Genomic DNA, 25085 nt, shown 5'->3' with positions numbered 1-25085 from the left:
AGCATTTCTAAACCTTCACTGTATCTAGGATTTGTCTGTTTTTAGACAAGATTGACCCAAATCCACAGCATTCAAAAAAAGCGAATTTCAATCGAAATTCGCTTTATAGGAAAGTGTATTAGTATAAATCTTGTATCTTAGTTCAAGTGCCAGATATCTTCGTTATACTGAGCGATTGTACGGTCAGATGAGAAGAATCCTGCTTTAGAAATGTTAACGATAACTTTATCCAACCATGCGTCACGGTCTTCGTAGTCAGCCAACATTTGTTCTTTAACCTTGATGTAGTCTTCCAAGTCAAGAAGAGTCATGAACCAGTCTTTGTTGATCAATTCATTGTAAAGACGTTCCAAGCGCTCTTTGTTTCCAGCTGCAAGAACCGCATCGCTAACGATGAAGTCAACCAATGGTTTGATAGCTTTACGAGCGTAGAATTCGCTTGATTTGTAAGCTGCTTTTGCGTAAAGGTCGATAACAGTTTCTGAATCTTCACCAAAGATGTAGATGTTTTCGTCGCCAACCAACTCAGCGATTTCCACGTTAGCTCCGTCCATAGTACCAAGAGTCAAAGCTCCGTTCAACATGAATTTCATGTTACCAGTACCTGAAGCTTCTTTAGAAGCAAGTGAGATTTGTTCTGAGATATCACATGCTGGGATAAGGAAGCTTGCTGCAGTAACGTTGTAGTTTTCAACCATAACTACTTGCAAGTGTGGAGCTACTGCTGGATCGTTAGCAATAACTTCTGACATGCAAAGAATCAAGTGGATGATATCTTGAGCGATTGTGTAGGCTGGAGCTGCTTTACCACCAAATAAGATTGTGATTGGACGAGCAGGGATGTTACCAGCTTTGATGTCAAGGTATTTGTGGATCACGTACAAAGCGTTCATTTGTTGGCGTTTGTACTCGTGAAGACGTTTGATTTGGATATCAAAGATAGAGTTTGGATTGATTTCTACACCTTGGTGTTCTTTCAAGTGACGAGCCAATTTACGTTTGTTGTGAGCCTTGATGCTTTCCAATTTTTCTTTGACAGCTGCTTTGTCTTCATAAGACAAAAGTTTTTCAAGCTCATCTGCTTCATGGTGCCAACCGTCTCCAAGAATCTCATCCAAGTAGTGAGACAAGCTTGGGTTAGCATGCATGAGCCAACGACGGAAAGTGATACCGTTTGTTTTGTTGTTGAATTTTTCTGGGTAAAGGTCGTAGAAAGCTTTCAACTCAGAATTTTTCAAGATTTCAGTGTGAAGTGCCGCTACTCCGTTAACGCTGTATCCGTAGTGGATATCCATGTGAGCCATGTGAACACGTCCGCTCTCATCGATAATTTGAACAGCTGGATCTTTGTATTCTGCTTTCACGCGACGGTCCAATTCTTTAATGATTGGTACCAAGTGAGGAACCACTTCTTGCAAGAATTCAAGAGGCCATTTTTCAAGGGCTTCAGCAAGGATTGTGTGGTTAGTGTAGGCAGTCATGCTACGAACGATTGAGATTGCTTCGTCAAGCTCGATACCACGTGCAGTCAAAAGACGGATCAATTCAGGGATAACCATTGATGGGTGAGTATCGTTGATTTGTACAACAGCGTAGTCAGCAAGGTCATGCAAGTTGCTTCCTTTTTCGATTGCTTCATCGATGATCAATTGAGCACCGTTTGAAACCATGAAGTATTGTTGGAAGATACGGAGCAATTCACCTTGTTTATCGCTATCGTCTGGGTAAAGGAAAAGAGTCAAGTTGCGAGCGATATCTGTCTTGTCAAAGTTGATACCATCTTTAATAATAGAAGAATCAACTGAATCCAAGTCAAACAAACGCAAGCGGTTTTTAGTTGCTGTTTCATAACCAGTAACATCAATATCGTAAAGAGTTGATGTCAAAGTAAAATCTGCAAATGGTACTTGGTAGCTACGGCTTGAGCGAACCAACCAGTTTTGCTCTGTCAACCATGCATTTGGAATTGTTTCTTGTTGGTTGTTTTTAAGAACTTGTTGGAAAAGACCAAAGTGGTAGTTAAGACCAACACCGTCACCATTCAAACCAAGAGTCGCAATTGAGTCGATAAAGCAGGCAGCCAAACGTCCCAAACCACCATTACCAAGAGATGGTTCCAATTCAACTTCTTCAACTTCGATCAAGTCTTTACCTGCAGCAGCAAGTTCTTTTTTGACATCGTCGTAAAGACCAAGGTTGATCAAGTTGTTTGACAAGAGTTTACCAATCAAGAACTCAGCTGAGATATAGTAAACTTTCTTTTTACCAGTGTTAACTGGTTTTTGGCTGCTTGCAAGCTTGCTGTAGTTAAGAAGAGCAAGGTAAAGCTCTTCATTGCTACATTCTGCAATGGTTTTATTGTAACGATTTTGTACAAATTCTTGTAGTGATAACATGTTTAAGGTGTCTCCTGATATTGTATTATTTCTTTAATTCTACCAAATTTTCATTGATTCGGCGATAGATTGTTGTCAAGTCAAGCAAACCTTCCTCGACAGCTGGTGTCAATTGATCTTCAGTCATACGCCAAGACCAGTTTCCACCAAGGGTAGATGGGAAGTTCATACGAGCTGTCTCATCCAATTCTAGCAAATCTTGCATAGTTGCAATTGCCATGAAGCTAACTGATGAAAAGACTGTACGAAGCATAGCGTGTGGCACTGTTTCGTATTCTTTACGGTTAGTATAGCGAGCCATGTACTCACGAGTCGCATCATCGATCTCGTTACGGTACCAACCAAGGACCGTGTTGTTATCGTGTGTTCCTGTATACATAACTGAGTTAGCAGGCGCCAAGTGTGGGCTATCGATACTTTCGTCTTCTGGGTTGAAGGCAAATTGAAGAATCTTCATTCCTGGGAATCCAGTACGTTCACGCAACTCAATAACTTCATCTGTCATGAAGCCAAGGTCTTCAGCGATGATGTTTAACTCACCAAGTTCTTCCTTAACAGCTGCAAAAAGCTTGTAGCCAGGACCTTTGACCCACTCACCAGGTGCTGCTGTATCGGAACCAGCAGGGATTTCCCAGTAAGATTCGAAGCCACGGAAGTGGTCGATACGAACGATATCGTAGATTTTGAAGCTTTCACGCAAGCGTTCAATCCACCATTTGTAGCCGTCTTTGTCCATTGCTTCCCAGTCATAGATTGGGTTACCCCAAAGCTGACCAGTTGCAGAAAACTCATCTGGTGGGCATCCTGCGATGCAAGTCGCCTTACCGTTGACATCTGTCTTGAAGAGATGTGGATTTGCCCACATATCGCTTGAATCTTCCGCTACGTAGATTGGCATGTCCCCAACGATTTCAATATGGTTATCGTTAGCGTAGGCTTTCAATTTCAACCATTGTTGGAAGAAGAAGTATTGAGTCACACGGTGGTAAAGCAACTTGTCTGCCAATTGCTCACGGTAGCTTTCAAGTGCTGAAGCTTTACGAGCACGAGCATCTGCATCTGGCCATTCTGTCCAAGCAAGATTGTCAAAATGCTCTTTAATAGCCATATACTCAGCAAAGAGCTCAAGCCATGATTGGTTGTCTTGAGCAAATTTCTCAAAATCTTTAACATCTCCGACCTCAAAGAAACGTTTCACCGCTTTTTCTAAAAGAGGACGACGTGCATAGTAGATTTTAGCATAGTCAACTTCAGACGCATCGCTACCAAAGTCAACTCCTTCAAGGTCACTTGCTTCCAACAAACCTTGCTCCACCAAGATATCCAAATCGATAAAATGAGTGTTCCCTGCGAAGGCTGAGAAAGATTGGTAAGGAGAATCTCCGTAACTAGTTGTTCCTAATGGAAGGATTTGCCAGTAACGTTGTTTGGTACGAACCAAGAAATCAACGAAGTCGTAAGCACTTTTACCAAATGATCCGATTCCGTAAGCTCCTGGAAGAGAAGAGATGTGCATCAACACACCACTTTGACGTTTTTTCATAAACAACACCTCGTGTATTTGTAGTTTAAATTTTCATTTTTGGGCGCAAACGTTTGCGTTAAGATAATTATAGCGTATTTCCCCGACAAATGCAAGCGTTTTTAAGAAACTTTTTGATTATTTTTTTAAAAAAACTTGTCCTTCTTTATGTATACATATACATTTTCCTTTTCTATTTACAAAATCTTCTTCAACTACAAATAGAAGGCTCAACTTAGCCTATCTTTGGTCTAGATCAATTTATTTTTTGTTCAAAATCTAGGCAATCGTTTCCCTAAATAATTTCAGTAAAATCATGAAAATATATTTTCTAACTTTTCTTCTATTATAAGCAAATAAAACGCTTACCCTTTCCGTGAAATTTTTTTAAAATTTTTACAAAAAACACTTGCAACCGTTTTCTATTTGTGCTATACTAGTCCCATAAAGGAAAACGTTTGCGTTTCCTCATTATAAAATTTGTTATTCTTTAGGAGGAATACACTATGTCATCTAAATTCATGAAGAGCGCTGCTGTGCTTGGAACTGCTACACTCGCTAGCTTGCTTTTGGTAGCTTGCGGAAGCAAAACTGCTGATAAACCTGCTGCTTCTGGTTCATCTGAAGCGAAAGAACTCACTGTATATGTAGACGAGGGATATAAGAGCTATATTGAAGAAGTTGCTAAAGCTTATGAAAAAGAAACTGGAGTAAAAGTCACTCTTAAAACTGGTGATGCTCTAGGAGGTCTTGATAAACTTTCTCTTGACAACCAATCTGGTAATGTCCCTGACATTATGATGGCTCCATACGACCGTGTAGGTAGCCTCGGTACTGACGGACAACTTTCAGAAGTGAAATTGAGCGACAGCGCTAAAACAGATGATAAAACTAAATCTCTTGTAACAGCTGCTGACGGTAAAGTTTACGGTGCTCCAGCCGTTATCGAGTCACTAGTTATGTACTACAACAAAGACTTGATAAAAGAAGCTCCAAAAACTTTTGCTGACTTAGAAAACCTTGCTAAAGATAGCAAATATGCCTTCGCTGGTGAAGACGGCAAAACTACTGCCTTCCTAGCTGACTGGACAAACTTCTACTATGCATACGGACTTCTTGCTGGTAACGGAGCTTATGTATTTGGCGATAACGGTAAAAATCCTAAAGATATCGGTCTTGCAAACGAAGGTTCAATTACAGGTATCAACTACGCTAAATCTTGGTATGAAAAATGGCCTAAAGGTATGCAAGATACAGAAGGTTCTGGAAACTTAATTCAAACTCATTTCCAAGAAGGTAAAACAGCTGCTATCATCGACGGACCTTGGAAAGCTCAAGCCTTTAAAGATGCTAAAGTAAACTACGGTGTTGCGACTATCCCTACTCTTCCAAATGGAAAAGAATATGCTGCCTTCGGTGGTGGTAAAGCTTGGGTCATCCCTCAAGCCACTAAGAACCTTGAAGCTTCTCAAAAATTTGTAGACTTCCTTGTTTCAACTGAACAACAAAAAGTATTATACGATAAAACTAACGAAATCCCAGCTAACACTGAGGCTCGTTCATACGCTGAAGGTAAAAACGATGAGTTGACAACAGCTGTTATCAAACAGTTCAAGAACGCTCAACCAATGCCAAACATCTCTCAAATGTCTGCAGTTTGGGATCCAGCGAAAAATATGCTCTTCGATGCTGTAAGTGGTAAGAAAGATGCGAAAACAGCTGCTAACGATGCTGTAACATTGATCAAAGAAACAATCAAACAAAAATTTGGTGAATAAAAAAATTTGTTCAAGGGGGGTGGAATTCAAATCCCCCTTTGAATTTATCAATAGAAAACATATATAGTTTGGGTTTTAACTAGAAACCAGTATCCTATGAAAGGAGTTATTATGGAAAAGCAACAACCTAGTAAAGCAGCCCTGCTGTCTATCATTCCTGGGTTAGGACAGATTTACAATAAACAAAAAGCCAAAGGTTTTATCTTCCTTGGTGTAACCCTTGTATTTGTCCTCTACTTCCTAGCACTTGCAGCCCCTGAATTGAGCAATCTTATCACTCTTGGTGACAAACCAGGTCGTGATAATTCCCTCTTTATGCTGATTCGTGGTGCCTTCCATTTAATCTTTGTAGTCGTTTATGTACTCTTTTATTTCGCAAATATCAAGGATGCACATACAACTGCTAAACACATTAACAATGGCATACCAGTAGCTCTTACTTTTAAAGAAATGGTCAAAGGAATCTATGAAAATGGCTTCCCTTACCTCTTGATCATTCCATCTTATGTTGCCATGACTTTTGCGATTATCTTCCCAGTTATCGTAACCTTGATGATTGCCTTTACCAACTATGACTTCCAACACTTGCCACCAAACAAATTGTTGGACTGGGTTGGTTTAACTAACTTCACAAACATCTGGAGCTTGAGTACCTTCCGTTCAGCCTTTGGTGCCGTTCTTTCTTGGACTATCATTTGGGCTTTATCTGCCTCAACTTTACAGATCGTGATTGGTATCTTCACAGCTATCATTGCTAACCAACCATTTATCAAAGGAAAACGTATCTTTGGTGTTATTTTCCTTCTTCCTTGGGCTGTTCCAGCCTTCATCACTATCTTGACATTCTCAAACATGTTTAACGATAGTGTTGGTGCTATCAACACTCAAGTATTGCCAATCTTGGCTAAATTCCTTCCTTTCCTTGATGGTGCTCTTATTCCTTGGAAAACAGACCCAACTTGGACTAAGATTGCCTTGATTATGATGCAAGGTTGGCTTGGATTCCCATACATCTACGTTTTGACTTTGGGTATCTTGCAATCTATTCCTAACGACCTTTACGAAGCAGCTTATATTGATGGTGCCAATGCTTGGCAAAAATTCCGCAACATCACTTTCCCAATGATCTTAGCTGTTGCGGCACCTACTTTGATCAGTCAATACACCTTCAACTTTAACAACTTCTCTATCATGTACCTCTTCAATGGTGGAGGACCTGGTAGTGTCGGTGGTGGAGCTGGTTCAACTGATATCTTGATCTCATGGATCTACCGTTTGACAACAGGTACATCTCCTCAATACTCAATGGCGGCAGCTGTTACCTTGATTATCTCTATCATTGTCATCTCAATCTCTATGATCGCATTCAAGAAACTACACGCATTTGATATGGAGGACGTCTAAGATGAATAACTCAATTAAACTCAAACGTAGACTGACTCAAACCCTTACTTATCTCTACTTGATCGGCCTATCAATTATCATCATCTATCCACTATTGATTACCATCATGTCAGCCTTTAAAGCAGGTAACGTCGCAGCCTTTAAACTCGATACGAACATCAACTTCAATTTTGATAACTTTAAAGGACTCTTTACTGAAACCCTATACGGTACATGGTATCTCAATACCTTGATCATCGCCTTGGTTACCATGGCAGTTCAAACAAGTATTATCGTACTTGCTGGTTATGCCTACAGCCGTTACAACTTCTTGGCTCGTAAACAAAGTTTGGTCTTCTTCTTGATTATCCAAATGGTGCCAACCATGGCCGCTTTGACAGCCTTCTTCGTTATGGCGCTTATGTTGAACGCCCTTAACCACAGCTGGTTCCTCATCTTCCTATACGTTGGTGGTGGTATCCCGATGAATGCTTGGCTCATGAAAGGCTACTTCGATACAGTGCCAATGTCTCTAGACGAATCTGCAAAACTAGACGGTGCAGGACACTTCCGTCGCTTCTGGCAAATTGTTCTTCCACTTGTTCGCCCAATGGTTGCCGTACAAGCTCTCTGGGCCTTCATGGGACCTTTCGGGGACTACATCCTCTCTAGTTTCTTGCTTCGTGAGAAAGAATACTTTACTGTTGCCGTTGGTCTCCAAACCTTCGTCAACAATGCGAAGAACTTGAAGATTGCCTACTTCTCAGCAGGTGCTATCCTCATCGCCCTTCCAATCTGTATTCTCTTCTTCTTCCTACAAAAGAACTTTGTTTCAGGACTTACAAGTGGTGGCGACAAGGGATAATATATCCCCGCCACCCTTTTTCATTTTAAAACTTGTTACTGTAAAAATATCCTTGTAGCAAGCAATTTGTCTCCTAGACTTGAAATAAAGTACATTTCTCTATATAATAATACTCATATAGAAAACACCTTTTAGAAAGATACAAATGCTTCCATATCCATTTTCATATTTTTCAAGTATTTGGGGATTTCGTAAGCCCCTGTCCAAACGTTTCGGACTCAACTGGTTTCAGCTTCTCTTTACCAGTATCTTCCTTATCAGCTTATCTATGGTACCTATTGCCATCCAAAACAGCTCACAGGAGACTTATCCGCTAGAAACCTTTATCGATAATGTCTATGAACCATTGACAGATAAGGTTGTACAGGATCTCTCTGAACACGCTACAATTGTTGATGGCAAATTAACTTATACAGGAACAGCTAGTCAAGCCCCTTCTATTGTGATCGGTCCAAGTCAAAGCAAGGAATTACCTAAGAACTTGCAACTGCATTTCGATACGAATGAGCTAGTCATCAGCAAGGAAAGTAAAGAGCTGACCCGTATCTCTTACCGAGCGATTCAGACTGAGAGTTTCAAAAGTAAAGACAGCTTGACCCAAGCCATTTCTAAAGACTGGTACCAGCAGAATCGTGTCTATATCAGTCTCTTTCTAGTTCTCGGTGCGAGCTTCCTCTTTGGTTTGAATTTCTTTATCGTCTCTCTAGGAGCGAGTCTTCTCCTCTATATCACTAAGAAATCACGCCTCTTTTCATTTAGGACCTTTAAAGAGTGCTACCATTTTATCTTGAACTGTTTAGGATTACCAACTCTGATTACACTTATTTTGGGATTATTTGGCCAAAATATGACAACCCTCATCACTATACAAAACATTCTTTTTGTTCTATATCTGGTCACTATTTTTTATAAAACGCATTTCCGTGATCCAGATTATCATAAATAGGAGATTTTTATGCCCGTTACGATTAAAGATGTGGCCAAGGCTGCTGGTGTTTCACCTTCAACCGTAACCCGTGTTATTCAAAATAAATCAACCATTAGCGACGAAACTAAAAAACGCGTTCGCAAGGCTATGAAGGAGCTCAATTACCACCCCAACCTCAACGCTCGTAGCTTGGTAAGTAGTTATACCCAAGTTATCGGCTTGGTCCTTCCTGACGACTCAGACGCCTTCTATCAAAATCCCTTCTTCCCATCTGTCCTCCGTGGTATCGCTCAAGTCGCTTCTGAAAACCACTATGCTATTCAGATTGCAACAGGTAAAGATGAAAAAGAGCGACTTAAAGCGATTTCACAGATGGTTTACGGTAAACGTGTGGATGGTTTGATTTTCCTTTATGCCGAAGAGGAAGATCCCTTGGTCAAACTAGTTGCTGATGAGCAGTTCCCCTTCCTCATCCTAGGAAAATCCATTTCACCCTTTATCCCTCTTGTTGACAATGACAATGTCCAAGCTGGTTTTGATGCAACCGAATATTTTATCAAAAAAGGCTGCAAACGCATTGCCTTTATCGGAGGAAGTAAAAAGCTCTTCGTGACCAAAGACCGTTTAACAGGCTATGAACAGGCGCTTAAACATTACCAACTGCCTATGGACGGAAATCTGACCTACTTTGCAAATGAATTCCTAGAGGAAAAAGGATATCAGTTTAGCCAACTCCTCTTTCAGCATGACCCACAGATTGATGCTATCATTACAACTGATAGTCTCCTTGCTGCAGGGATCTGTGATTACATCGCAAAACACCAACTGGATGTCCCTGTCCTCAGCTTCGACTCAGTCAATCCCAAGCTAAACTTGGCAGCCTATGTCGATATCAATAGTTTGGAGCTTGGTCGTGTTTCCTTTGAAACTATCCTCCAGATTATCAGCGATGCTAAAAGCAATAAACAAATTTGTTACCGTCAGTTGATTGCCCACAAAATTATCGAAAAATAAAAACCAGCTCGAGCTGGTTTTTTGGTTACTAATTTTCTGTTTCAACGAATCGTCCCAGAATATGAACATTCTCAGATACAGAGACAAAGGCGCCTGGATCCACCTGTTTCATAATCTGTTTAAATTCATTAAACTCTGCACGTGTAATGACAGTGATTAAAACTGCCTTTCTTTCGTGATTATAGGTTCCTTCTGCATCGTGGATCATGGTTGCTCCGCGGTGCAATTTTTTATGTATTTTTTCAATAACCTTGTCTGGATGATTGGTCACAATCATGGCCTGCATGCGTTTTTGCTTGGTAAAGACTACATCTGTTACACGGCTAGAGACAAAGATGGTAATCATAGAGTAGAGAGCGTATTTCCAACCAAAGGTCAAACCAGCTATCAGCATGATGGTCCCATTTACCAAGAAAGAAATACTACCAACATTCTTACCCGTCTTCTTGCGAATGGTCAGACTGACGATATCGGTCCCACCACTGGAGATATTGTTGCGAAGAGCAAAACCAATCCCCAAACCCATGACAACACCCCCAAAAAGGGCATTGATAATGGGATCCTCCGTCAAGGTTGCTACAGGGACAAACTGGATAAAGAAGGAACTCATGGATACCGTGATAAAGGTAAAGACGGTGAACTTATGGCCAATCTGATACCAAGCCAAGACCATCAAAGGAAAATTAATGGCGTAGAAGGTCAGCGAAATCGGAATATGAAAACCAAACCAGTGATTACTCAAGGCAGAGATAATCTGTGCCAGACCTGTCGCACCACTCGAATACACATGCCCTGGTTGGAAAAAGAAATTGACCGCTACTGCTGATAAAAAACCATAGACCAGAGAGGCCGAAATCTTCTCATCATATTTTTCGCGAGAGATGCTTTGTAAGACACGTAAAATTTTTATCTGATGAGCAAAGCGGCGCAGATAATAGCGCCACCGCTTAATTCGTTTTGCTTGTTTCATCTTCTTCTACTTGTAAGCTGAGTTCCTCTAGTTGTTTGAGAGCTACTGTTGAAGGAGCTTGTGTCATTGGATCACTTGCCTTGTTGTTCTTAGGAAAGGCAATAACTTCACGGATATTTTCTTCTCCTGCTAAGAGCATGACAAAACGGTCAAGCCCAATAGCCAAACCACCGTGTGGTGGGAAACCATAGTCCATGGCTTCAAGAAGGAAACCAAACTGGTCATTTGCTTCTTCAGCTGAGAAACCAAGAGCCTTGAACATGCGTTCTTGAAGGTCTTTTTGGTTGATACGAAGGCTACCACCACCAAGCTCATAACCGTTCAAGACGATATCGTAAGCAATGGCACGAACCTTAGCCAAATCACCTTCTAATTCGTGAGCAGTCTCTTCCTGTGGAAGGGTGAACGGATGGTGGGCACTCATGTAACGGTCTTCTTCTTCAGACCATTCAAACATTGGCCAATCAACCACCCAAAGGAAGTTGAATTTATCGCTATCAATCAAATCAAGCTCTTTGGCAATACGTCCACGAAGGGCACCGAGTGTTGCATTGGCCACTTCAAGCGTATCCGCCACAAAGAGAACCAAGTCCTTATCTTCAAGAGCAAGCGCTGTTGTCAATTCTGCTTGGATGTCTGTCAAGAACTTGGCAACTGGTCCGTTTAATTCTCCATCAACTACCTTGACCCAAGCAAGACCTTTGGCACCATACTGTTTAGCTACTTCCGTCATCTTGTCGATGTCTTTACGTGAATAGTTGTCCGCAGCTCCTTTGACCACAATGGCTTTTACAGCAGGTGCTTCTGAAAAGACTTTGAAGTCTACACCTTTGACCACTTCTGTCAAGTCCTGAAGTAACATGTCAAAACGGGTATCTGGCTTGTCAGAACCGTAAAGAGCCATCGCATCATCGTATTTCATACGAGGGAAAGGCAGAGTGACTTCAATGCCTTTTGTTTCCTTCATCACGCGCGCAATCAAACCTTCTGTGATATCTTGGATTTCTTGCTCAGTAAGGAAAGATGTTTCCAAGTCGACCTGGGTAAACTCAGGCTGGCGGTCACCACGCAAGTCCTCGTCACGGAAACATTTAACGATTTGGTAGTAACGGTCAAAACCAGCATTCATCAAGAGCTGTTTCGTGATTTGTGGACTTTGAGGAAGAGCGTAAAAATGCCCTTTATTAACACGAGATGGCACCAAATAGTCACGCGCCCCTTCAGGAGTTGACTTAGAAAGGAATGGTGTCTCCACGTCGATAAACTCCAACTCATCCAAGTAGTTGCGGATAGAGTGGGTCACCTTAGCACGAAGTTTAAGATTTTCCAACATTTCTGGACGACGAAGGTCAAGGTAACGGTAACGTAAACGTGTATCGTCATTGGCCTCAATCCCATCCTTAATCTCAAATGGGGTTGTCTTAGCTGTATTAAGCACTGTCAGAGCTGTCACGTTTAACTCAACTGCACCAGTTGGTAACTTATCATTAGCTTGCTCACGCGCAGCGACCTGACCTGTCACCTCGATAACAAATTCACTACGAAGGCTCTCAGCTGTTGCCATGACCTCTGCAGATACTTTTTCAGGGTTGATAACCAACTGCATGATTCCTTCACGGTCACGAAGGTCGATAAAAATCAAACCACCAAGATCACGACGACGGCCAACCCATCCTTTCAAGGTCATTTCTTGTCCGATGTGTTCCTCACGAACACGACCAGCATACATACTACGTTTCATTGTTTCTCTCCTCTTTTATTCTGTTACTATTTTACCATAAAAGCGCAGGCTCTTCATGAAAATCATCAGAAAAGTTTGCCAGTCTTTAAAAATCAAGTGAAGACTCTAAAAATTAGCGCTGATACAAAAATCCGATGAACTTCACCGGACTCTTTTATTTTGAATTTTTGCCTGCTTTACGTTTTTCAGCAATTTCAGCTGCCTTTCGAGGCAAGACAATTTCCGTTGTGTAAGCTGTCCCAAAGCGCAAGACACCTGCAATAGGAGCAAATACAACTGCTAGATAGTTGTAGAAGAAATCGCCCTTAAAGGCATAAGCTAGCGCTCCAATGATGAAAAATAGAACGACTGCCTGAATCACTGCTAATAAAATTACTCGTTTCATGTGACCTCCTGACTCTATTATAGCATGAGAATCATCAAAAAGCCGACTAAATTATTTAAAGCGTGAAGAGAAATACTGTAGACCAGACCTTTTCTGCTAATATAAGCCAAGCCCAAGCTAAAACCAAGACTAGCATAAACTAAAAATTGTTGCACATCTCCTGGGAAATGAATCAAGGCAAACAGAACACTAGTTACCAGAAGAAAAATTAGAGTTTGTTTACTATTGTCCTGCTTAGGAAAGAGGTAGCGTGCTAACATCCCTCTAAAGATAAGTTCTTCCGTCAAAGGAGCAAAAATAACGACCGCAAAGAAGGAGAAGAGTGGCTGAGCCAAGGTCAAGTCTGTCGCCATTTGTTGATTTACCGAAGGATCATCTGGCAAGAAAAACTGGACAAGCAGAGATAAGAACCAAACCAGAGCAGGAAGCCAAATAAATCGGTTGAAGCCACTCTTCTCAATATGAACAGGACCTTTCTGATACCATTTATAAATGACGTACACATATACTCCAGCCAAGGCCACATAAAGCAAGGTAGTAGCATAGGGTGAAGCGCCTAGATTCAAAGCTTCTACAGCCCCACTCTGAACGGTACCATAGATAAACACAAAGGATAGAATGGCTAGAAGAAACCAGCCAAGGTTTTTAAGTAGTTTCATATAAATCTCCTATCTTGCTTTATAGCTGTTTTTCAATACAAAGAGGTTCGCTATTCCTAACACAAGTACCCAGGCAAGTAACATACCGATGTTAGAAAAAGATATTTCTCCACCTTTTTTATTTAAAAGATTTACAATAGGACCAACGAACGAGTAATCCAACACTTTTTGAACCGTATCATTTTGAGAAGCAATCATAGGTAAAACAGAGACAATTAACATAGGGAAGATACTATAAACTTGCGCTTTAGATTGAGTATCTGACACCGCACCGATTAGAAGGTTGAGAAAAATAATACTAATCGTTGCTAGGAGCAAATAGATAACGTAGGCAAATAAATAACCTGATAGATCTACTTTAAGATAGATGGGAAGTACAATCATAGCAAGTAACATTATCAGAATAGGGAGAACGAGCATACTGAAAGTATATTCTGTTGCTGTCACACCACTTAGGAGGAGTGATTTAAGATTTCGTTTTTCCTTATCTTCTGCCATCATAATCGATACCATATAACCACTTCCCATGCTCAAGACCATCGTCAAGCTAGCAGATAGTAAAAACAGGCTCAATTCTCCATTCTTATTTAAAAATTCATTATATAGAACAGTCGCTCCAAAAGGCATCAATAGAGTCGCCAACAAAGTTGAATTGCTGATAAGAACTTGTAATCTTAACCATAGTAGGGCATTTAATTTTCTAAACATCTAACTTTTCTCCTGTCAATCTGATAAAGATTTCTTCTAAAGTTGGCTCACAAGAGTGGACCACCATCAAATCTGTCGTGTCTAAATGTGGCAATTCTTCAAATGGAACTATCTGTTCTCGTCCATCGTTATAAACCACACGTACTTTCTTATCCACATGGTACTTCTGGATAATATCTTGCGGACTTCCATACTCTATTAAGTTCCCCTTATTCAAAAGAGATAAGCGATCACAAAGCAGAGTTGCTTCATTCATATCATGCGTGGTCAGAAAGATAGTTGTCCCCGCCTGCTTTAATTCTTGAAGTAGGATATGAATCATCTTAGATGTTGTAGGGTCTAAGCCACTAGTTGGCTCATCTAGGAAGAGAATCTTAGGAGCATTCAGAAGGGCACGAGCCAAGAACATTCGTTGTTTCATTCCTGTAGATAGTTTTTCTGCGATAATATCTTTAGCATCTGCCAATCCAACCTGTTGGAGCACCTGATTTACTCTATCTGACTTGAGGCCATATAACTTAGCATAGATGAGAAGATTTTTGTAAAGACTCATCTTTTCATAAAAACCACTGCCATCACTAACAATACCAATTTGTTCCAAATCATTTGAGGTTAAATCTTGAGAATTCTTGCCTAACAAAATTGTGTTACCTTGATCTGCAGCCAACTGACCTGTTAAGACGTTAATCATGGTTGTTTTACCTGAGCCAGAAGGCCCAAGAAAACCAAAGATTTCCCCCTCCTTAATCTCAAAAGAAATCTGATGAAGAGCTTTTTTGCTCCCAAAACTTTTGCTTACATTTTCAACACGAATCATAGAAACTCCTTTATTTGAAATAGCGTTTTACCATAGGTAACTGCATCATATTGATATAAATATGGATTGCTCCGACAAGCAAGAAGGCTAGTAACTGAATCTCTCCTGTCAAGACAGAAATGATAAAAAGAAAAACATATAAGACTGGTAAGACATACTGATTTAATTGGAATAAAATTCGAAAACTCTGTTCCAAATTAGCCTGACGCTCCCCTTCATCATAAGAATTAATATAGTTCAAGATATCCTTTGGTGTAGAGAAAAGAGCCAAATCAAACTGACGAACAATCGCAATGGTTTTATAAAAATATTTTTGAGCATTAAAAGTCAACACTAATCCCAAAAAAGAAAGAGATAAGGTTAGATTGCTTCTATTTAGTATAACCACTTCACTTGCTGAAATGAAGAGAGCCAATAAAATCACTACACTTGCACTATTAAAAGCAATACTTCCAAACTCAAGATTCCGATACATTTGCACATAATAGCTTTCATTCAGATCATCATCCATTTCCTCTTGATACAAGGAATGAAATTTTCTGCTTTTCTTTAAGAAATTGAAAGTCAAAAAAAAGACTAATGAAACCTAATACTAAACAAATAGCTGATATCCAAGGTATCAAGACTTTTACATCTAAAATAACTTCGTAGGATTCGGCACGTGCCTTAAACATCCCTACAAACATGCCCAAGAAGCCTCCAAAGACAACAGACATTAAAAATAACAAGACACCTTTCTTATTCTTTTTCATATTCATTCTCCTTTTTCACTCGCTAAATTGTTTGCTTTCTTTTCAATCCAGTCAACGACTGGGATGAGGGCAAAGTAGGCCCAAATAAATTGGTCACTGTAATAGAGATCAAACCATCCTAGATTTGTTCCAATTAGTAGACACACGCTGACTAATAAAGCTATGGCAACTACATAATAAATCACTTTATACTTGTTCATCATTTTTCTCCTTTTTCTTTAACCAGTTGAAAATGGACAAGAGGACTAAGTTAACCCAAAACAAATACTTACTTTCAACAAAATAGAACCAACCCAGTAATGTTCCAATCATAGCAAAAGCATTCACAATAAGGGCAAGAACACTCATACAATAAATCACTTTATACTTGTTCATCACTCGTCCTCCTCCAAGCGAAATACCGATTCGACTGTTTCGTTGAAAATTTGAGATATTTTCAGGGCAATGATAATGGACGGGGTGTATTCATCCCGTTCTAATAGACTGATAGTCTGTCTGGAAACCTCTGCTAGCTTGGCTAGTTCGGTTTGATTAAGGCCATCGCGAGCCCGCAACTCTTTTAGACGATTTTTTAGTTGCATGTCACACACCTACTCTCCGTCAAATTCAACGGCTTGGATATCCTCAATACGTTGCAACTTGATTTTTTCTTTTCCCGTCTTATCTACGTATCGTAGCTTGACCCATTCCTCATCAACATCCACAACTTCCCATAAAGATGTTCCAAACACTTGTCCAACGATTGTTGGATTTTTCCCAATTAATTCTTGCAATAATCTTGACATATCTATATTTCCTTTCTCTTTTCTTTCGATTACCTTTAACCTCTTCTCTAACCGCTTGATTTTTTTAGATTGACTCGTATAAATCAAGACGAGAAAAGGGAAAAAAATCCATACCCACATGTGACTCCCTCCTATTTCTTTATTTCTTAACTTGAATTTATTGTAACACATCTTTTTCTTTTTGACAAGCATATTTGTCAAAAAGTTTATGATTTTTGTCATTTTGCAAAAGAAAAAGGTCAGGAGTAGGTTCCTGACCACTTTATCTATCATTAAAATCCTAGTTTTTCAAAGATTTCTGAGAAGTTTTGGCTGATTGTCTCAAGTGACACTTGCACTTCTTCTCGGGTTTGGTTGTTCTTGACCGTCACTTGTCCACTTTCGACTTCACTCTCTCCTAAGGTGATGAGGGTCTTAGCCGCAAAGACATCGGCTGATTTGAACTGAGCTTTGAGCTTACGGTTGAGGTAATCACGCTCTGCTTTGAAACCTTGTTGGCGAAGAGCTTGTACCAATTCCAAGGCCTTGACATTTGCTCCGTCTCCCAAGACTGCGATATAGACATCTAGGGCGTTTTCGATAGGGAGGGCCACACCTTGCTTTTCAAGAATGAGAAGCAGGCGCTCTACACCAAGTCCAAAACCAAATCCAGCAGTTTCAGGACCACCAAAGTAGGAAACTAAACCATCATAGCGACCACCCGCACAGACTGTCAAGTCATTGCCCTCAATCTCAGTGATGAACTCGAAAATAGTGTGGTTGTAGTAGTCTAGACCACGCACCATATTGGTATCGATGATATAGTCTACTCCAAGATTTTCCAACATCTGACGCACAGCATCAAAATGAGCTTGGCTTTCTTCATCAAGGAAATCCAAGATAGACGGTGCATTCTCCACTGCTACCTTGTCTTCTTTTTCCTTAGAGTCCAAGACACGGAGAGGATTTTCCTCCAAGCGACGTTGGCTATCCTTAGACAAGGTCTCTTTGAGCGGTGTCAAATAGTCAATCAAGGCTTGACGGTAAGCCGCACGGCTCTCAGGATTTCCAAGCGTATTGAGGTGTAGTTTTACACCTTGGATGCCAATTTCTTTCAAGAAATGGGCTGCCATCGCGATGGTTTCCACATCGGTAGCTGGATTGCTAGAGCCAAAACACTCAACACCAATCTGGTGGAACTGGCGCAAACGCCCTGCCTGTGGACGCTCATAACGGAACATAGGGCCCATGTAGTAGAACTTGCTCGGCTTTTGCACTTCTGGGGCGAAGAGTTTATTTTCCACATAGGAACGGACAACGGGCGCAGTTCCTTCTGGACGGAGGGTAATATGACGGTCACCCTTGTCATAGAAATCGTACATTTCCTTGGTTACGATATCCGTTGTATCTCCGACAGAGCGGCTGATAACCTCGTAATGCTCAAAAATAGGCGTGCGAACTTCTGCATAGTTGTAGCGCTTGAAAATCTCACGGGCAAAGCCCTCAACGTACTGCCATTTGGCAGATTCAGCAGGTAAAATATCCTGCGTTCCTTTTGGTTTTTGTAATTTCATAAGGAATCCTCTTTAAACTTAATAGTCTTATTTTACCATAAATAGAGGGATTAAAACAGTGAGAAAAAATTAGGATTTATACTCAATGAAAATCAAAGAGCAAACTAGGAAACTAGCCGCAGGCTGTACTTGAGTACGGCAAGGCGACGTTGACGTGGTTTGAAGAGATTTTCGAAGAGTATTAGATATCATTTTTGAGATTAAGACCTGTCAAAAGAATAGCCAGCAAAGAAAGGACAACAAATAAAATCCAAGTCAACTGTATATTCCATACAGCTACAAGTGAAAAACAGGCTGTACCAAGAGGTACTGATAAGGTGAACAATAAACCCAAAAAATTACTGGTACGAGCTAGAACCTCTGGAGCTAGATTTTTCAGGAGCATGGCATTAATCTTTGGTGGAACTTTACCAGACACATAGAGAGTTAAAAAGAGAAATAGCAAACCAAGCACGACTTGATTGAATAAGTTAGCCAGACCAACTAGACTGACTCCTAATGTCACCCACATCATCAATCTAGGCAAGGACTGCTTCCCAAAATAATCATTTCCCGTAAGGCTACTGATGATAATTGCTAATAAAACACAGACTTGCTCGATAAATAGTGCCTCTGTGTAAGAAAAATTCAAGAGAGAATGGCTCAAAAAGAAGATGTTATAAACGCTTCCTAGAGCGCCACCCAAGGCATTGATAAGCAAGACAGCAAAGATCATGAAACCAAAGTTTTTCTGTCCACTTTTAAGAAAAACGAGGCGTAAATTTCGGTAAATTGTTAGGAACTGCTCTTTAATAGAAAGCTTCTCATTTTTTAGTATTTCACCGTCATCAGATGAAATTGACAGGCTTAATTTGCTTTTTCCTAAAAAGAGAACAAAGGCTGATACGAGGAAAAAACAGGCATTGATTCCCGCAACGATAGAAAAATTGTTGACCGATAAACCTAAGAGCCATACTCCAAAAGCTTGACCACCAATAGCTGAAATATAGGTGATGAACTGTGAAAAAGAATAAGCCTCCATCAGATCATCTTCAGCTACTTTTTCCTTAATGAGAGGCATGCGCAAACCACCAGCAAAATCACTGATGACATCACTAATGACATTGATTAAACACAGGCTGGAAAAGGCAAAGAGACTAGCTTGCTGAACAACTAGGGCTGCTAGAAAAAATAAAACCGCCTGAAACAAACCGCTATAGACCATCCATTTGACCTTGTCCCTCGTGTAATCTGCCCGAATCCCTACAAAAACTGTAAAGAGAGTCGGAAGAAGCATGACAATATTCGCCATAGCAACCGCAAAAGAGGCTTGTGGCAAGGTCGATGCATAGACGATAAAGACCAGATTGAAAATCGAAGCACCAAAAGCATTGAAGAAGCGTGACAAAGTCAAGAGACGATAAGCTTGATTTCTGAACAATAGTTTCATAGGTAATCTCCCTTCTTGTTATAATACCTATATGAAGTATGACTACAGTATATCACTTAGAAATTGAAAGGGAAAACTTTTGAATATATGCAACACATAAAATAAGCAAAAAAACGATAGAACTTCTTTGATAACCTGAGAGAGGGCAAGAGTTCTATCGCTTCAAATTTCAAATTTTTTTCTTGGTTTGCAAATATTCAACAATCGATCGTATTTCTGTAGTATTCAGCAGATTTATTACAGCCAAGCATCTCAAAAATATGGACAGCATCTTCCATCTTTTTCTGGCCTTCCTTGACTCTACCTTGCTTGCTATCAAGGAGACCGTCAGCCCACAAATAGACAATTCGGAAATAGGTTTCATTTTCATTGTAGAAATGCTCTTTGATAACACGTTTAAAATAAGAGGCATTGGTAAATTCTTCACACTCAATGCTAGCTAAAAAGCCATTCAATAGTATAGTGTGAAACAGGTTTCGATTGCCAGACACTTCCATTAGAAAATCAGATTTTCGTACCATCTCTCTAACATACCTAGTGAAAAGAGAAACAGATAGAAATGGTGAACTGACTGAAAATAAATTGAGTTCATAGATTCCCCAGATCTCGGTAGAAAACAAATAATCATGAAGGACTTTCCCCTCCTCTGCCGTTAACTCTACCCTTTCGTCCATGCTCTTCATATAAGACTTGATAAGAATGACATTTAGAATATGTTTCTGTTTGTTTTGAGAATGGGCATGCTTTTGATACTCCCTGCGATACAAGTCCTCAAGCGGAGCTATATTCTTTGGATCCAAGACATCTATGATTTCTTTTCTTAGCTCAGAATCTGTATCATACTGAAAACCTCTCGCCAGAAAGAGGATTTCCTCCACACTGGCAGATATATTTTCTAGGGCAAATAGAAACTTTTCTACCGAAAGCTCACTCTGACCAGTTTCAAATCGGGACAACATGGACGGCGAAAATTGTCCCCCAGTTGCTTGTCTCAGTGAGATATTTCTTGACTCTCGTAATTGCCTAAAGACTTTTCCAATCTGCTCCATAGACTTCCCCTTAATTCCGTATTTTCTTCATTTTATCATATTTTTCAGAAAATTCATCAAAAACTTGCCAAATTGTCAGAATTATGAGAAAATAGAGGATATTTATCAGGTGGAGGGACTGCTATGAGAGACGATATCAAAATCAATGACCGCGCTTTGGCCTTACAAGACCAAATTATCGAAAAACTAGAGAAGGTTTTTGATACAGATGTGGAATTGGATGTTTACAATCTAGGACTGATTTATGAAATCAATCTGGATGAAACTGGGCTCTGCAAGATTGTCATGACCTTCACTGACACTGCCTGCGATTGTGCAGAAAGCTTGCCTATTGAAATCGTGGCAGGTCTAAAACAAATCGAGGGGATAGAAGATGTCAAGGTTGAAGTTACCTGGTCGCCTGCATGGAAGATCACACGAATCAGTCGCTACGGCCGTATTGCCCTTGGACTACCACCTCGTTAAGCAGGCAAATCACTTTTGAAGATGAAAAGAAGCAAGCCGAAGTTGGCTTGCTTTTTGATACTCAATGAAAATCAAAGAGCAAACTAGGAAACTAGCCGCAGGCTGTACTTGAGTACGGCAAGGCGACGTTGACGTGGTTTGAAGAGATTTTCGAAGAGTATGAGTTTATTTTTTACCTGACTTGTCCATATTCCAGAAGTCTGTCACGGCTCCGCGTGAAGCAGATGATACGATATGGGCATATTTACCGAGGACACCACGGCTGTAAAGTGGTGGCAAGGTTGTTTCTGCCTTACGTTTTTCAAGTTCTTCTTCAGATACAGCCATGGAAATTTCTTTGGTATCTTGGTCAACAGTAACGATATCGCCTGTACGGAGGTAGGCAATTGGTCCACCATCCTGAGCTTCAGGAGCGATATGTCCAACAACCAGACCATAAGTACCACCAGAGAAACGCCCATCCGTCAAGAGGGCCACCTTGTCTCCTTGACCTTTACCAACGATCATTGATGAAAGTGACAGCATCTCAGGCATACCAGGACCACCTTTAGGTCCAACGAAACGAACAACGACTACATCGCCATCAACGATTTCATCTGTCAAAACAGCCTGGATAGCATCTTCTTCTGAGTCAAAGACCTTAGCTGGACCAACGTGACGACGCACTTTAACACCTGATACCTTGGCAACCGCACCGTCTGGTGCAAGGTTCCCGTTCAAGATGATAAGCGGACCATCCGCACGTTTTGGATTTTCAAGTGGCATAATAACTTTTTGACCTGGAGTGAGGTCTGCAAAATCAGCCAAGTTCTCAGCGACAGTCTTACCAGTACATGTGATGCGATCTCCATGAAGGAAACCATTTGCCAAGAGGTATCTCATAACCGCAGGCACACCACCAACTTCATAGAGATCTTGGAAGACATACTGACCAGATGGTTTCAAGTCAGCCAAGTGAGGCACACGTTCTTGAATTGTATTGAAGTCCTCAAGTGACAAGTCAACATTGGCAGCATGGGCAATGGCAAGCAAGTGAAGAGTGGCATTTGTAGAACCACCGAGAGCCATAGTTACAGTGATAGCATCTTCAAAGGCTTCACGAGTCAAGATATCTGATGGTTTGAGACCGAGCTCCAACATCTTAACAACAGCACGTCCTGCTGCTTCGATGTCTTCTTTCTTGTCAGCTGATTCAGCTGGGTGAGATGAAGAGCCTGGCAAACTCATACCGAGAACTTCGATAGCAGTCGCCATGGTATTAGCAGTATACATACCACCACAGCCACCAGGGCCAGGGCAGGCATTACATTCAAGACGTTTCACGTCCTCAGCTGTCATATCACCGTGGTTCCATTTTCCAATACCCTCAAAAACAGAAACTAAGTCGATGTCTTTGCCATCAAGATTTCCTGGTGCAATGGTTCCACCATAGGCGAAAATAGCTGGAATATCCATATTAGCAATGGCAATCATAGAACCAGGCATGTTCTTATCACAGCCACCGATAGCGACGAAGGCATCGACGTTGTGACCACCCATCGCCGCCTCGATAGAGTCCGCGATGATATCACGAGATGTCAAAGAGAAACGCATACCAGGCGTTCCCATAGCAATCCCGTCCGCTACAGTGATAGTCCCAAACTGCACAGGCCAAGCACCTGCTGATTTGACACCCTCTTTAGCCAATTTCCCGAAATCATGCAAGTGAATGTTACATGGTGTATTTTCCGCCCAGGTCGAAATAACCCCTACAATCGGTGTTTCAAAGTCCTTATCTGTCATACCAGTCGCACGAAGCATGGCACGGTTTGGTGATTTTACCATGCTGTCATAAATGCTACTGCGGTGACGTTTATCTAATTCAGTCATTTGTTCCCTCCCATTTCAGTTTTTACTATTATAGCACATTTTAAAAGCAATGAACAGAAGAAAATTCTTGAATTTTCAGAAAATTCTATACACATATAAACATTTTAAATTAAAAACAACAAAGCGGATCAGGGCACTTTCTGATTACCAGAATATGCTTTTAATCCGCTCGCTTTAAATAACGTAATGTAATTTTTACAGAAGTTCTTTCAGATAAGTGTATTTAATATCTATCTTGCATTATAAAACGCTAAAACTTTCTCTTTTATATTCGATTCACTCAAACCATACTCATTAAGAAGATAATCCATTTTCCCTACTTGACCGAATCTTTCTTGAACACCCATCCGATGAATTTTTGTTATTCCATCATCAGAGAATAATTCACATAAAGCACTGCCAATTCCACCTATCTGATTGTGGTTTTCTACAGTAAATATAGTTTTTCCGCTTAACATTGTTTTTATCTGTTCTGGTATCGGTTTGATTCTAAATAAATCTATCACACCTACTGAATAACCTAATTTAGACAGTTCATCCGCAACTCGAATACTTGGAGCAACCATTATGCCAGAAGCAACTATTACAACATCTTCACCGTGTCTTAACTCAATGTAGCCTTTAGAAAAATCTTCTCCACCTTGATATACAGCCTCTGGAGCTTTTCTAATTGTTCGAATATATTTTAGTCCTTTTAATTCTAATGTCTGGTTCAAGATTTCACGAAATTGGATATCATCAGTTGCTTCAAAAATGATTGATTTAGGAATTAAACGTAACAATCCAATTTCTTCAAATGGCATATGTGTTCCACCATTCATCTCTGCCGTTACTCCTGCATCTGAGCCAATCACAGTGGCATCCAATTGTGCGTACCCAAGAGAAATAAATAATTGATCAAATACTCTTCGTGAAGCAAAAGGGCCAAATGTATGAAGATAAGGTCTAAACCCCTGAATAGATAAACCTGCTGCAAGCCCGACCATTTCTGCTTCCATGATCCCAACATTCACATAACGGTCTCCAAAGTCCTTTTCAAGATTATTAGTAGCCATCGAACTTGACAAGTCTGCTTCTAAAACTACTATATCAGAATAACTTTGGTTAGCTTCTAGAAGGAAATCTCTATACACATGTCGTAATTCTTTCGCACTTCTCATCATTCTGTTTCCTCCAATTCCTGACTTAATCTTTCTACAACTGAAGTTAACATTTGTCTCTCCTCTACAGTAGGGCGAAGATGATGATTGGATTTCATTTCTTCCAGCTCTCGAACTCCTTGACCTTTAATAGTGTCTAATACAATACACTTAGGGGATGAATTATTTGACTGTTTTAATTGGATAATCCCTTCATAAATTTCTCTAATATCTGAACCATTGACCCTAATGGATTCAAACCCAAATGCTGAGAATTTTTCTACAAAATCACCTGGATTACAAATATCCTTTGTAAAACCATCTAATTGTTTTTTGTTATCGTCTACAAATACAATTAAATTAGATAACTGTTGATGAGAAGCAAACTGTATAGCCTCCCAACATTGTCCCTCATTTAACTCACCATCTCCAACAATAGCATAGGTATAAAAGGGACTTTTTCTTATTCTCTGACCATATGCAAGTCCGGTTGCAACACTAATTCCCTGTCCTAAAGAGCCAGTTGTCATATCTATGCCCGGCGTTAGATTTCTATCAGGATGGGACGGTAATTTGGTTCCATTTGTATTTAAAGAATGTAAGAATTCTTTGTCAAAGAAACCATTCAAATAGAGTGTGCTGTACAAAGCTGGTCCAGCATGTCCCTTGGATAAAACAAAATAATCTCTATCTCGTGACGCAAATATTTCTGGAGTCATCGGCATTATTTCACCATAAAGCACTGCTAAAACTTCTACTATAGACAGACTCCCTCCATAATGGCCGAATCCAAGATGATTCAATGTTCTAAGAGTATTTAATCGGATTTTTGTTGCAAATTTTCTTAACTCATCTTCTCTATTTTCACTTAAAATCAT

At 40.3% G+C, this 25085-nt stretch carries 24 protein-coding genes and 1 pseudogene; 6 read left to right on the top strand and 19 right to left on the bottom strand.

The features are described from left to right. Positions 1-137: 137 nt before the first annotated feature. Positions 138-2396 carry a glycogen/starch/alpha-glucan family phosphorylase gene (gene glgP / locus STYK_RS00765; protein WP_261805064.1) on the bottom strand — a complete coding sequence of 753 codons (2259 nt, stop codon included), beginning with the start codon at positions 2394-2396 and terminating at the stop codon, positions 138-140. Between the two features lie 25 nt (positions 2397-2421). Next, positions 2422-3939 carry a 4-alpha-glucanotransferase gene (gene malQ, locus STYK_RS00760; RefSeq protein ID WP_261805063.1) on the bottom strand — a complete coding sequence of 506 codons (1518 nt, stop codon included), beginning with the start codon at positions 3937-3939 and terminating at the stop codon, positions 2422-2424. A 485-nt stretch (positions 3940-4424) separates the two neighbouring features. Between malQ and STYK_RS00755 the strand changes: the two genes are divergently transcribed. The 5 genes from STYK_RS00755 to STYK_RS00735 all read left to right on the top strand — a co-directional run bounded on the left by STYK_RS00755 (position 4425) and on the right by STYK_RS00735 (position 9886). Then, positions 4425-5696: an extracellular solute-binding protein gene (locus STYK_RS00755; protein ID WP_261044098.1), complete on the top strand. Its 1272-nt coding sequence runs from the start codon at positions 4425-4427 to the stop codon at positions 5694-5696. A gap of 111 nt (positions 5697-5807) precedes the next feature. Beyond that, positions 5808-7100: a carbohydrate ABC transporter permease gene (locus STYK_RS00750; RefSeq protein ID WP_020902369.1), complete on the top strand. Its 1293-nt coding sequence runs from the start codon at positions 5808-5810 to the stop codon at positions 7098-7100. Between the two features lies 1 nt (position 7101). Further along, positions 7102-7944, top strand: coding sequence for a sugar ABC transporter permease (locus STYK_RS00745; protein ID WP_261805062.1), 843 nt, complete (start codon positions 7102-7104; stop codon positions 7942-7944). 145 nt (positions 7945-8089) lie between these two features. Then, entirely contained in the window at positions 8090-8890 is an 801-nt protein-coding gene (locus STYK_RS00740) for a DUF1189 domain-containing protein (protein ID WP_153199358.1), read from the top strand. A 9-nt stretch (positions 8891-8899) separates the two neighbouring features. Beyond that, a complete protein-coding gene (locus tag STYK_RS00735) occupies positions 8900-9886 on the top strand; it encodes a LacI family DNA-binding transcriptional regulator (protein WP_261805061.1) in 987 nt (328 codons plus the stop codon). 28 nt (positions 9887-9914) lie between these two features. On the opposite strand, the gene STYK_RS00730 is transcribed toward STYK_RS00735, so the two are convergent. The 14 genes and pseudogenes from STYK_RS00730 to STYK_RS00665 all read right to left on the bottom strand — a co-directional run bounded on the left by STYK_RS00730 (position 9915) and on the right by STYK_RS00665 (position 20734). Further along, positions 9915-10856 carry a YitT family protein gene (locus STYK_RS00730; RefSeq protein ID WP_261805060.1) on the bottom strand — a complete coding sequence of 314 codons (942 nt, stop codon included), beginning with the start codon at positions 10854-10856 and terminating at the stop codon, positions 9915-9917. After that, positions 10834-12597, bottom strand: a complete 1764-nt coding sequence (aspS, locus tag STYK_RS00725; RefSeq protein ID WP_261805059.1) for an aspartate--tRNA ligase — start codon at positions 12595-12597, stop codon at positions 10834-10836. Before aspS ends, STYK_RS00730 begins: the two co-directional genes overlap by 23 nt. Before the next feature lie 154 nt (positions 12598-12751). Then, positions 12752-12982, bottom strand: a complete 231-nt coding sequence (locus STYK_RS00720) for a hypothetical protein (protein WP_000832184.1) — start codon at positions 12980-12982, stop codon at positions 12752-12754. Positions 12983-12999: 17 nt separating this feature from the next. Further along, positions 13000-13641 (bottom strand): CPBP family intramembrane glutamic endopeptidase, encoded by a 642-nt coding sequence (locus STYK_RS00715; protein ID WP_000771205.1) that lies wholly within the window; start codon positions 13639-13641, stop codon positions 13000-13002. 9 nt (positions 13642-13650) lie between these two features. Next, positions 13651-14349, bottom strand: a complete 699-nt coding sequence (locus tag STYK_RS00710; RefSeq protein ID WP_261116182.1) for an ABC transporter permease — start codon at positions 14347-14349, stop codon at positions 13651-13653. Next, a complete protein-coding gene (locus STYK_RS00705) occupies positions 14342-15166 on the bottom strand; it encodes an ABC transporter ATP-binding protein (protein ID WP_033687477.1) in 825 nt (274 codons plus the stop codon). Before STYK_RS00705 ends, STYK_RS00710 begins: the two co-directional genes overlap by 8 nt. Before the next feature lie 10 nt (positions 15167-15176). After that, positions 15177-15924: pseudogene (locus tag STYK_RS00700) on the bottom strand (DUF3169 family protein). Continuing rightward, positions 15921-16118 (bottom strand): hypothetical protein, encoded by a 198-nt coding sequence (locus STYK_RS00695; protein WP_033682914.1) that lies wholly within the window; start codon positions 16116-16118, stop codon positions 15921-15923. The pseudogene STYK_RS00700 and the gene STYK_RS00695 overlap by 4 nt, the downstream one beginning before the upstream one ends. Then, positions 16105-16293, bottom strand: coding sequence for a hypothetical protein (locus STYK_RS00690; RefSeq protein ID WP_112444826.1), 189 nt, complete (start codon positions 16291-16293; stop codon positions 16105-16107). The genes STYK_RS00695 and STYK_RS00690 overlap by 14 nt, the downstream gene beginning before the upstream one ends. Then, positions 16293-16499 (bottom strand): helix-turn-helix transcriptional regulator, encoded by a 207-nt coding sequence (locus tag STYK_RS00685; protein ID WP_020900531.1) that lies wholly within the window; start codon positions 16497-16499, stop codon positions 16293-16295. Before STYK_RS00685 ends, STYK_RS00690 begins: the two co-directional genes overlap by 1 nt. 9 nt (positions 16500-16508) lie before the next feature. Further along, positions 16509-16976: a hypothetical protein gene (locus STYK_RS00680; protein ID WP_261805058.1), complete on the bottom strand. Its 468-nt coding sequence runs from the start codon at positions 16974-16976 to the stop codon at positions 16509-16511. Beyond that, positions 16976-18256, bottom strand: a complete 1281-nt coding sequence (gene hisS / locus STYK_RS00675) for a histidine--tRNA ligase (protein WP_000775866.1) — start codon at positions 18254-18256, stop codon at positions 16976-16978. Before hisS ends, STYK_RS00680 begins: the two co-directional genes overlap by 1 nt. 181 nt (positions 18257-18437) lie before the next feature. Continuing rightward, positions 18438-19685: an MFS transporter gene (locus STYK_RS00670; RefSeq protein ID WP_033687967.1), complete on the bottom strand. Its 1248-nt coding sequence runs from the start codon at positions 19683-19685 to the stop codon at positions 18438-18440. A gap of 197 nt (positions 19686-19882) precedes the next feature. After that, the gene (locus STYK_RS00665; protein ID WP_084954125.1) at positions 19883-20734 is read right to left on the bottom strand and encodes a helix-turn-helix domain-containing protein; all 852 of its coding nucleotides are present in this window, start codon (positions 20732-20734) and stop codon (positions 19883-19885) included. A 123-nt stretch (positions 20735-20857) separates the two neighbouring features. Here STYK_RS00665 and STYK_RS00660 point away from each other — a divergent pair, with 123 nt between their 5' ends. Beyond that, positions 20858-21199 (top strand): metal-sulfur cluster assembly factor, encoded by a 342-nt coding sequence (locus STYK_RS00660; protein WP_001204052.1) that lies wholly within the window; start codon positions 20858-20860, stop codon positions 21197-21199. Between the two features lie 165 nt (positions 21200-21364). Here STYK_RS00660 and ilvD read toward each other — a convergent pair whose 3' ends face one another. The 3 genes from ilvD to STYK_RS00645 form a co-directional block, all read right to left on the bottom strand. Continuing rightward, a complete protein-coding gene (ilvD, locus tag STYK_RS00655; protein ID WP_000137346.1) occupies positions 21365-23068 on the bottom strand; it encodes a dihydroxy-acid dehydratase in 1704 nt (567 codons plus the stop codon). A 230-nt stretch (positions 23069-23298) separates the two neighbouring features. Further along, positions 23299-24231: a transketolase family protein gene (locus STYK_RS00650; protein WP_101782272.1), complete on the bottom strand. Its 933-nt coding sequence runs from the start codon at positions 24229-24231 to the stop codon at positions 23299-23301. Beyond that, positions 24228-25085 carry a transketolase gene (locus STYK_RS00645; protein ID WP_033687490.1) on the bottom strand — a complete coding sequence of 286 codons (858 nt, stop codon included), beginning with the start codon at positions 25083-25085 and terminating at the stop codon, positions 24228-24230. Before STYK_RS00645 ends, STYK_RS00650 begins: the two co-directional genes overlap by 4 nt.

Source organism: Streptococcus toyakuensis (genome assembly GCF_024346585.1).
GTDB classification, from domain to species: Bacteria; Bacillota; Bacilli; order Lactobacillales; family Streptococcaceae; genus Streptococcus; species Streptococcus toyakuensis.
The sequence above is the reverse complement of the archived record's forward strand: the minus strand, read 5'-3'. Positions and strand labels throughout refer to the sequence as shown.

What these genes read in the sequence shown, in the direction of transcription:
- glgP (WP_261805064.1), bottom strand. Translation starts at nt 2,396, where the DNA reads ATGTTATCACTACAAGAATTTGTACAAAATCGTTACAATAAAACCATT.
- malQ (WP_261805063.1), bottom strand. Translation starts at nt 3,939, where the DNA reads ATGAAAAAACGTCAAAGTGGTGTGTTGATGCACATCTCTTCTCTTCCA.
- STYK_RS00755 (WP_261044098.1), top strand. Translation starts at nt 4,425, where the DNA reads ATGTCATCTAAATTCATGAAGAGCGCTGCTGTGCTTGGAACTGCTACA.
- STYK_RS00750 (WP_020902369.1), top strand. Translation starts at nt 5,808, where the DNA reads ATGGAAAAGCAACAACCTAGTAAAGCAGCCCTGCTGTCTATCATTCCT.
- STYK_RS00745 (WP_261805062.1), top strand. Translation starts at nt 7,102, where the DNA reads ATGAATAACTCAATTAAACTCAAACGTAGACTGACTCAAACCCTTACT.
- STYK_RS00740 (WP_153199358.1), top strand. Translation starts at nt 8,090, where the DNA reads ATGCTTCCATATCCATTTTCATATTTTTCAAGTATTTGGGGATTTCGT.
- STYK_RS00735 (WP_261805061.1), top strand. Translation starts at nt 8,900, where the DNA reads ATGCCCGTTACGATTAAAGATGTGGCCAAGGCTGCTGGTGTTTCACCT.
- STYK_RS00730 (WP_261805060.1), bottom strand. Translation starts at nt 10,856, where the DNA reads ATGAAACAAGCAAAACGAATTAAGCGGTGGCGCTATTATCTGCGCCGC.
- aspS (WP_261805059.1), bottom strand. Translation starts at nt 12,597, where the DNA reads ATGAAACGTAGTATGTATGCTGGTCGTGTTCGTGAGGAACACATCGGA.
- STYK_RS00720 (WP_000832184.1), bottom strand. Translation starts at nt 12,982, where the DNA reads ATGAAACGAGTAATTTTATTAGCAGTGATTCAGGCAGTCGTTCTATTT.
- STYK_RS00715 (WP_000771205.1), bottom strand. Translation starts at nt 13,641, where the DNA reads ATGAAACTACTTAAAAACCTTGGCTGGTTTCTTCTAGCCATTCTATCC.
- STYK_RS00710 (WP_261116182.1), bottom strand. Translation starts at nt 14,349, where the DNA reads ATGTTTAGAAAATTAAATGCCCTACTATGGTTAAGATTACAAGTTCTT.
- STYK_RS00705 (WP_033687477.1), bottom strand. Translation starts at nt 15,166, where the DNA reads ATGATTCGTGTTGAAAATGTAAGCAAAAGTTTTGGGAGCAAAAAAGCT.
- STYK_RS00695 (WP_033682914.1), bottom strand. Translation starts at nt 16,118, where the DNA reads ATGAACAAGTATAAAGTGATTTATTATGTAGTTGCCATAGCTTTATTA.
- STYK_RS00690 (WP_112444826.1), bottom strand. Translation starts at nt 16,293, where the DNA reads ATGAACAAGTATAAAGTGATTTATTGTATGAGTGTTCTTGCCCTTATT.
- STYK_RS00685 (WP_020900531.1), bottom strand. Translation starts at nt 16,499, where the DNA reads ATGCAACTAAAAAATCGTCTAAAAGAGTTGCGGGCTCGCGATGGCCTT.
- STYK_RS00680 (WP_261805058.1), bottom strand. Translation starts at nt 16,976, where the DNA reads ATGATAGATAAAGTGGTCAGGAACCTACTCCTGACCTTTTTCTTTTGC.
- hisS (WP_000775866.1), bottom strand. Translation starts at nt 18,256, where the DNA reads ATGAAATTACAAAAACCAAAAGGAACGCAGGATATTTTACCTGCTGAA.
- STYK_RS00670 (WP_033687967.1), bottom strand. Translation starts at nt 19,685, where the DNA reads ATGAAACTATTGTTCAGAAATCAAGCTTATCGTCTCTTGACTTTGTCA.
- STYK_RS00665 (WP_084954125.1), bottom strand. Translation starts at nt 20,734, where the DNA reads ATGGAGCAGATTGGAAAAGTCTTTAGGCAATTACGAGAGTCAAGAAAT.
- STYK_RS00660 (WP_001204052.1), top strand. Translation starts at nt 20,858, where the DNA reads ATGAGAGACGATATCAAAATCAATGACCGCGCTTTGGCCTTACAAGAC.
- ilvD (WP_000137346.1), bottom strand. Translation starts at nt 23,068, where the DNA reads ATGACTGAATTAGATAAACGTCACCGCAGTAGCATTTATGACAGCATG.
- STYK_RS00650 (WP_101782272.1), bottom strand. Translation starts at nt 24,231, where the DNA reads ATGATGAGAAGTGCGAAAGAATTACGACATGTGTATAGAGATTTCCTT.
- STYK_RS00645 (WP_033687490.1), bottom strand. Translation starts at nt 25,085, where the DNA reads ATGATTTTAAGTGAAAATAGAGAAGATGAGTTAAGAAAATTTGCAACA.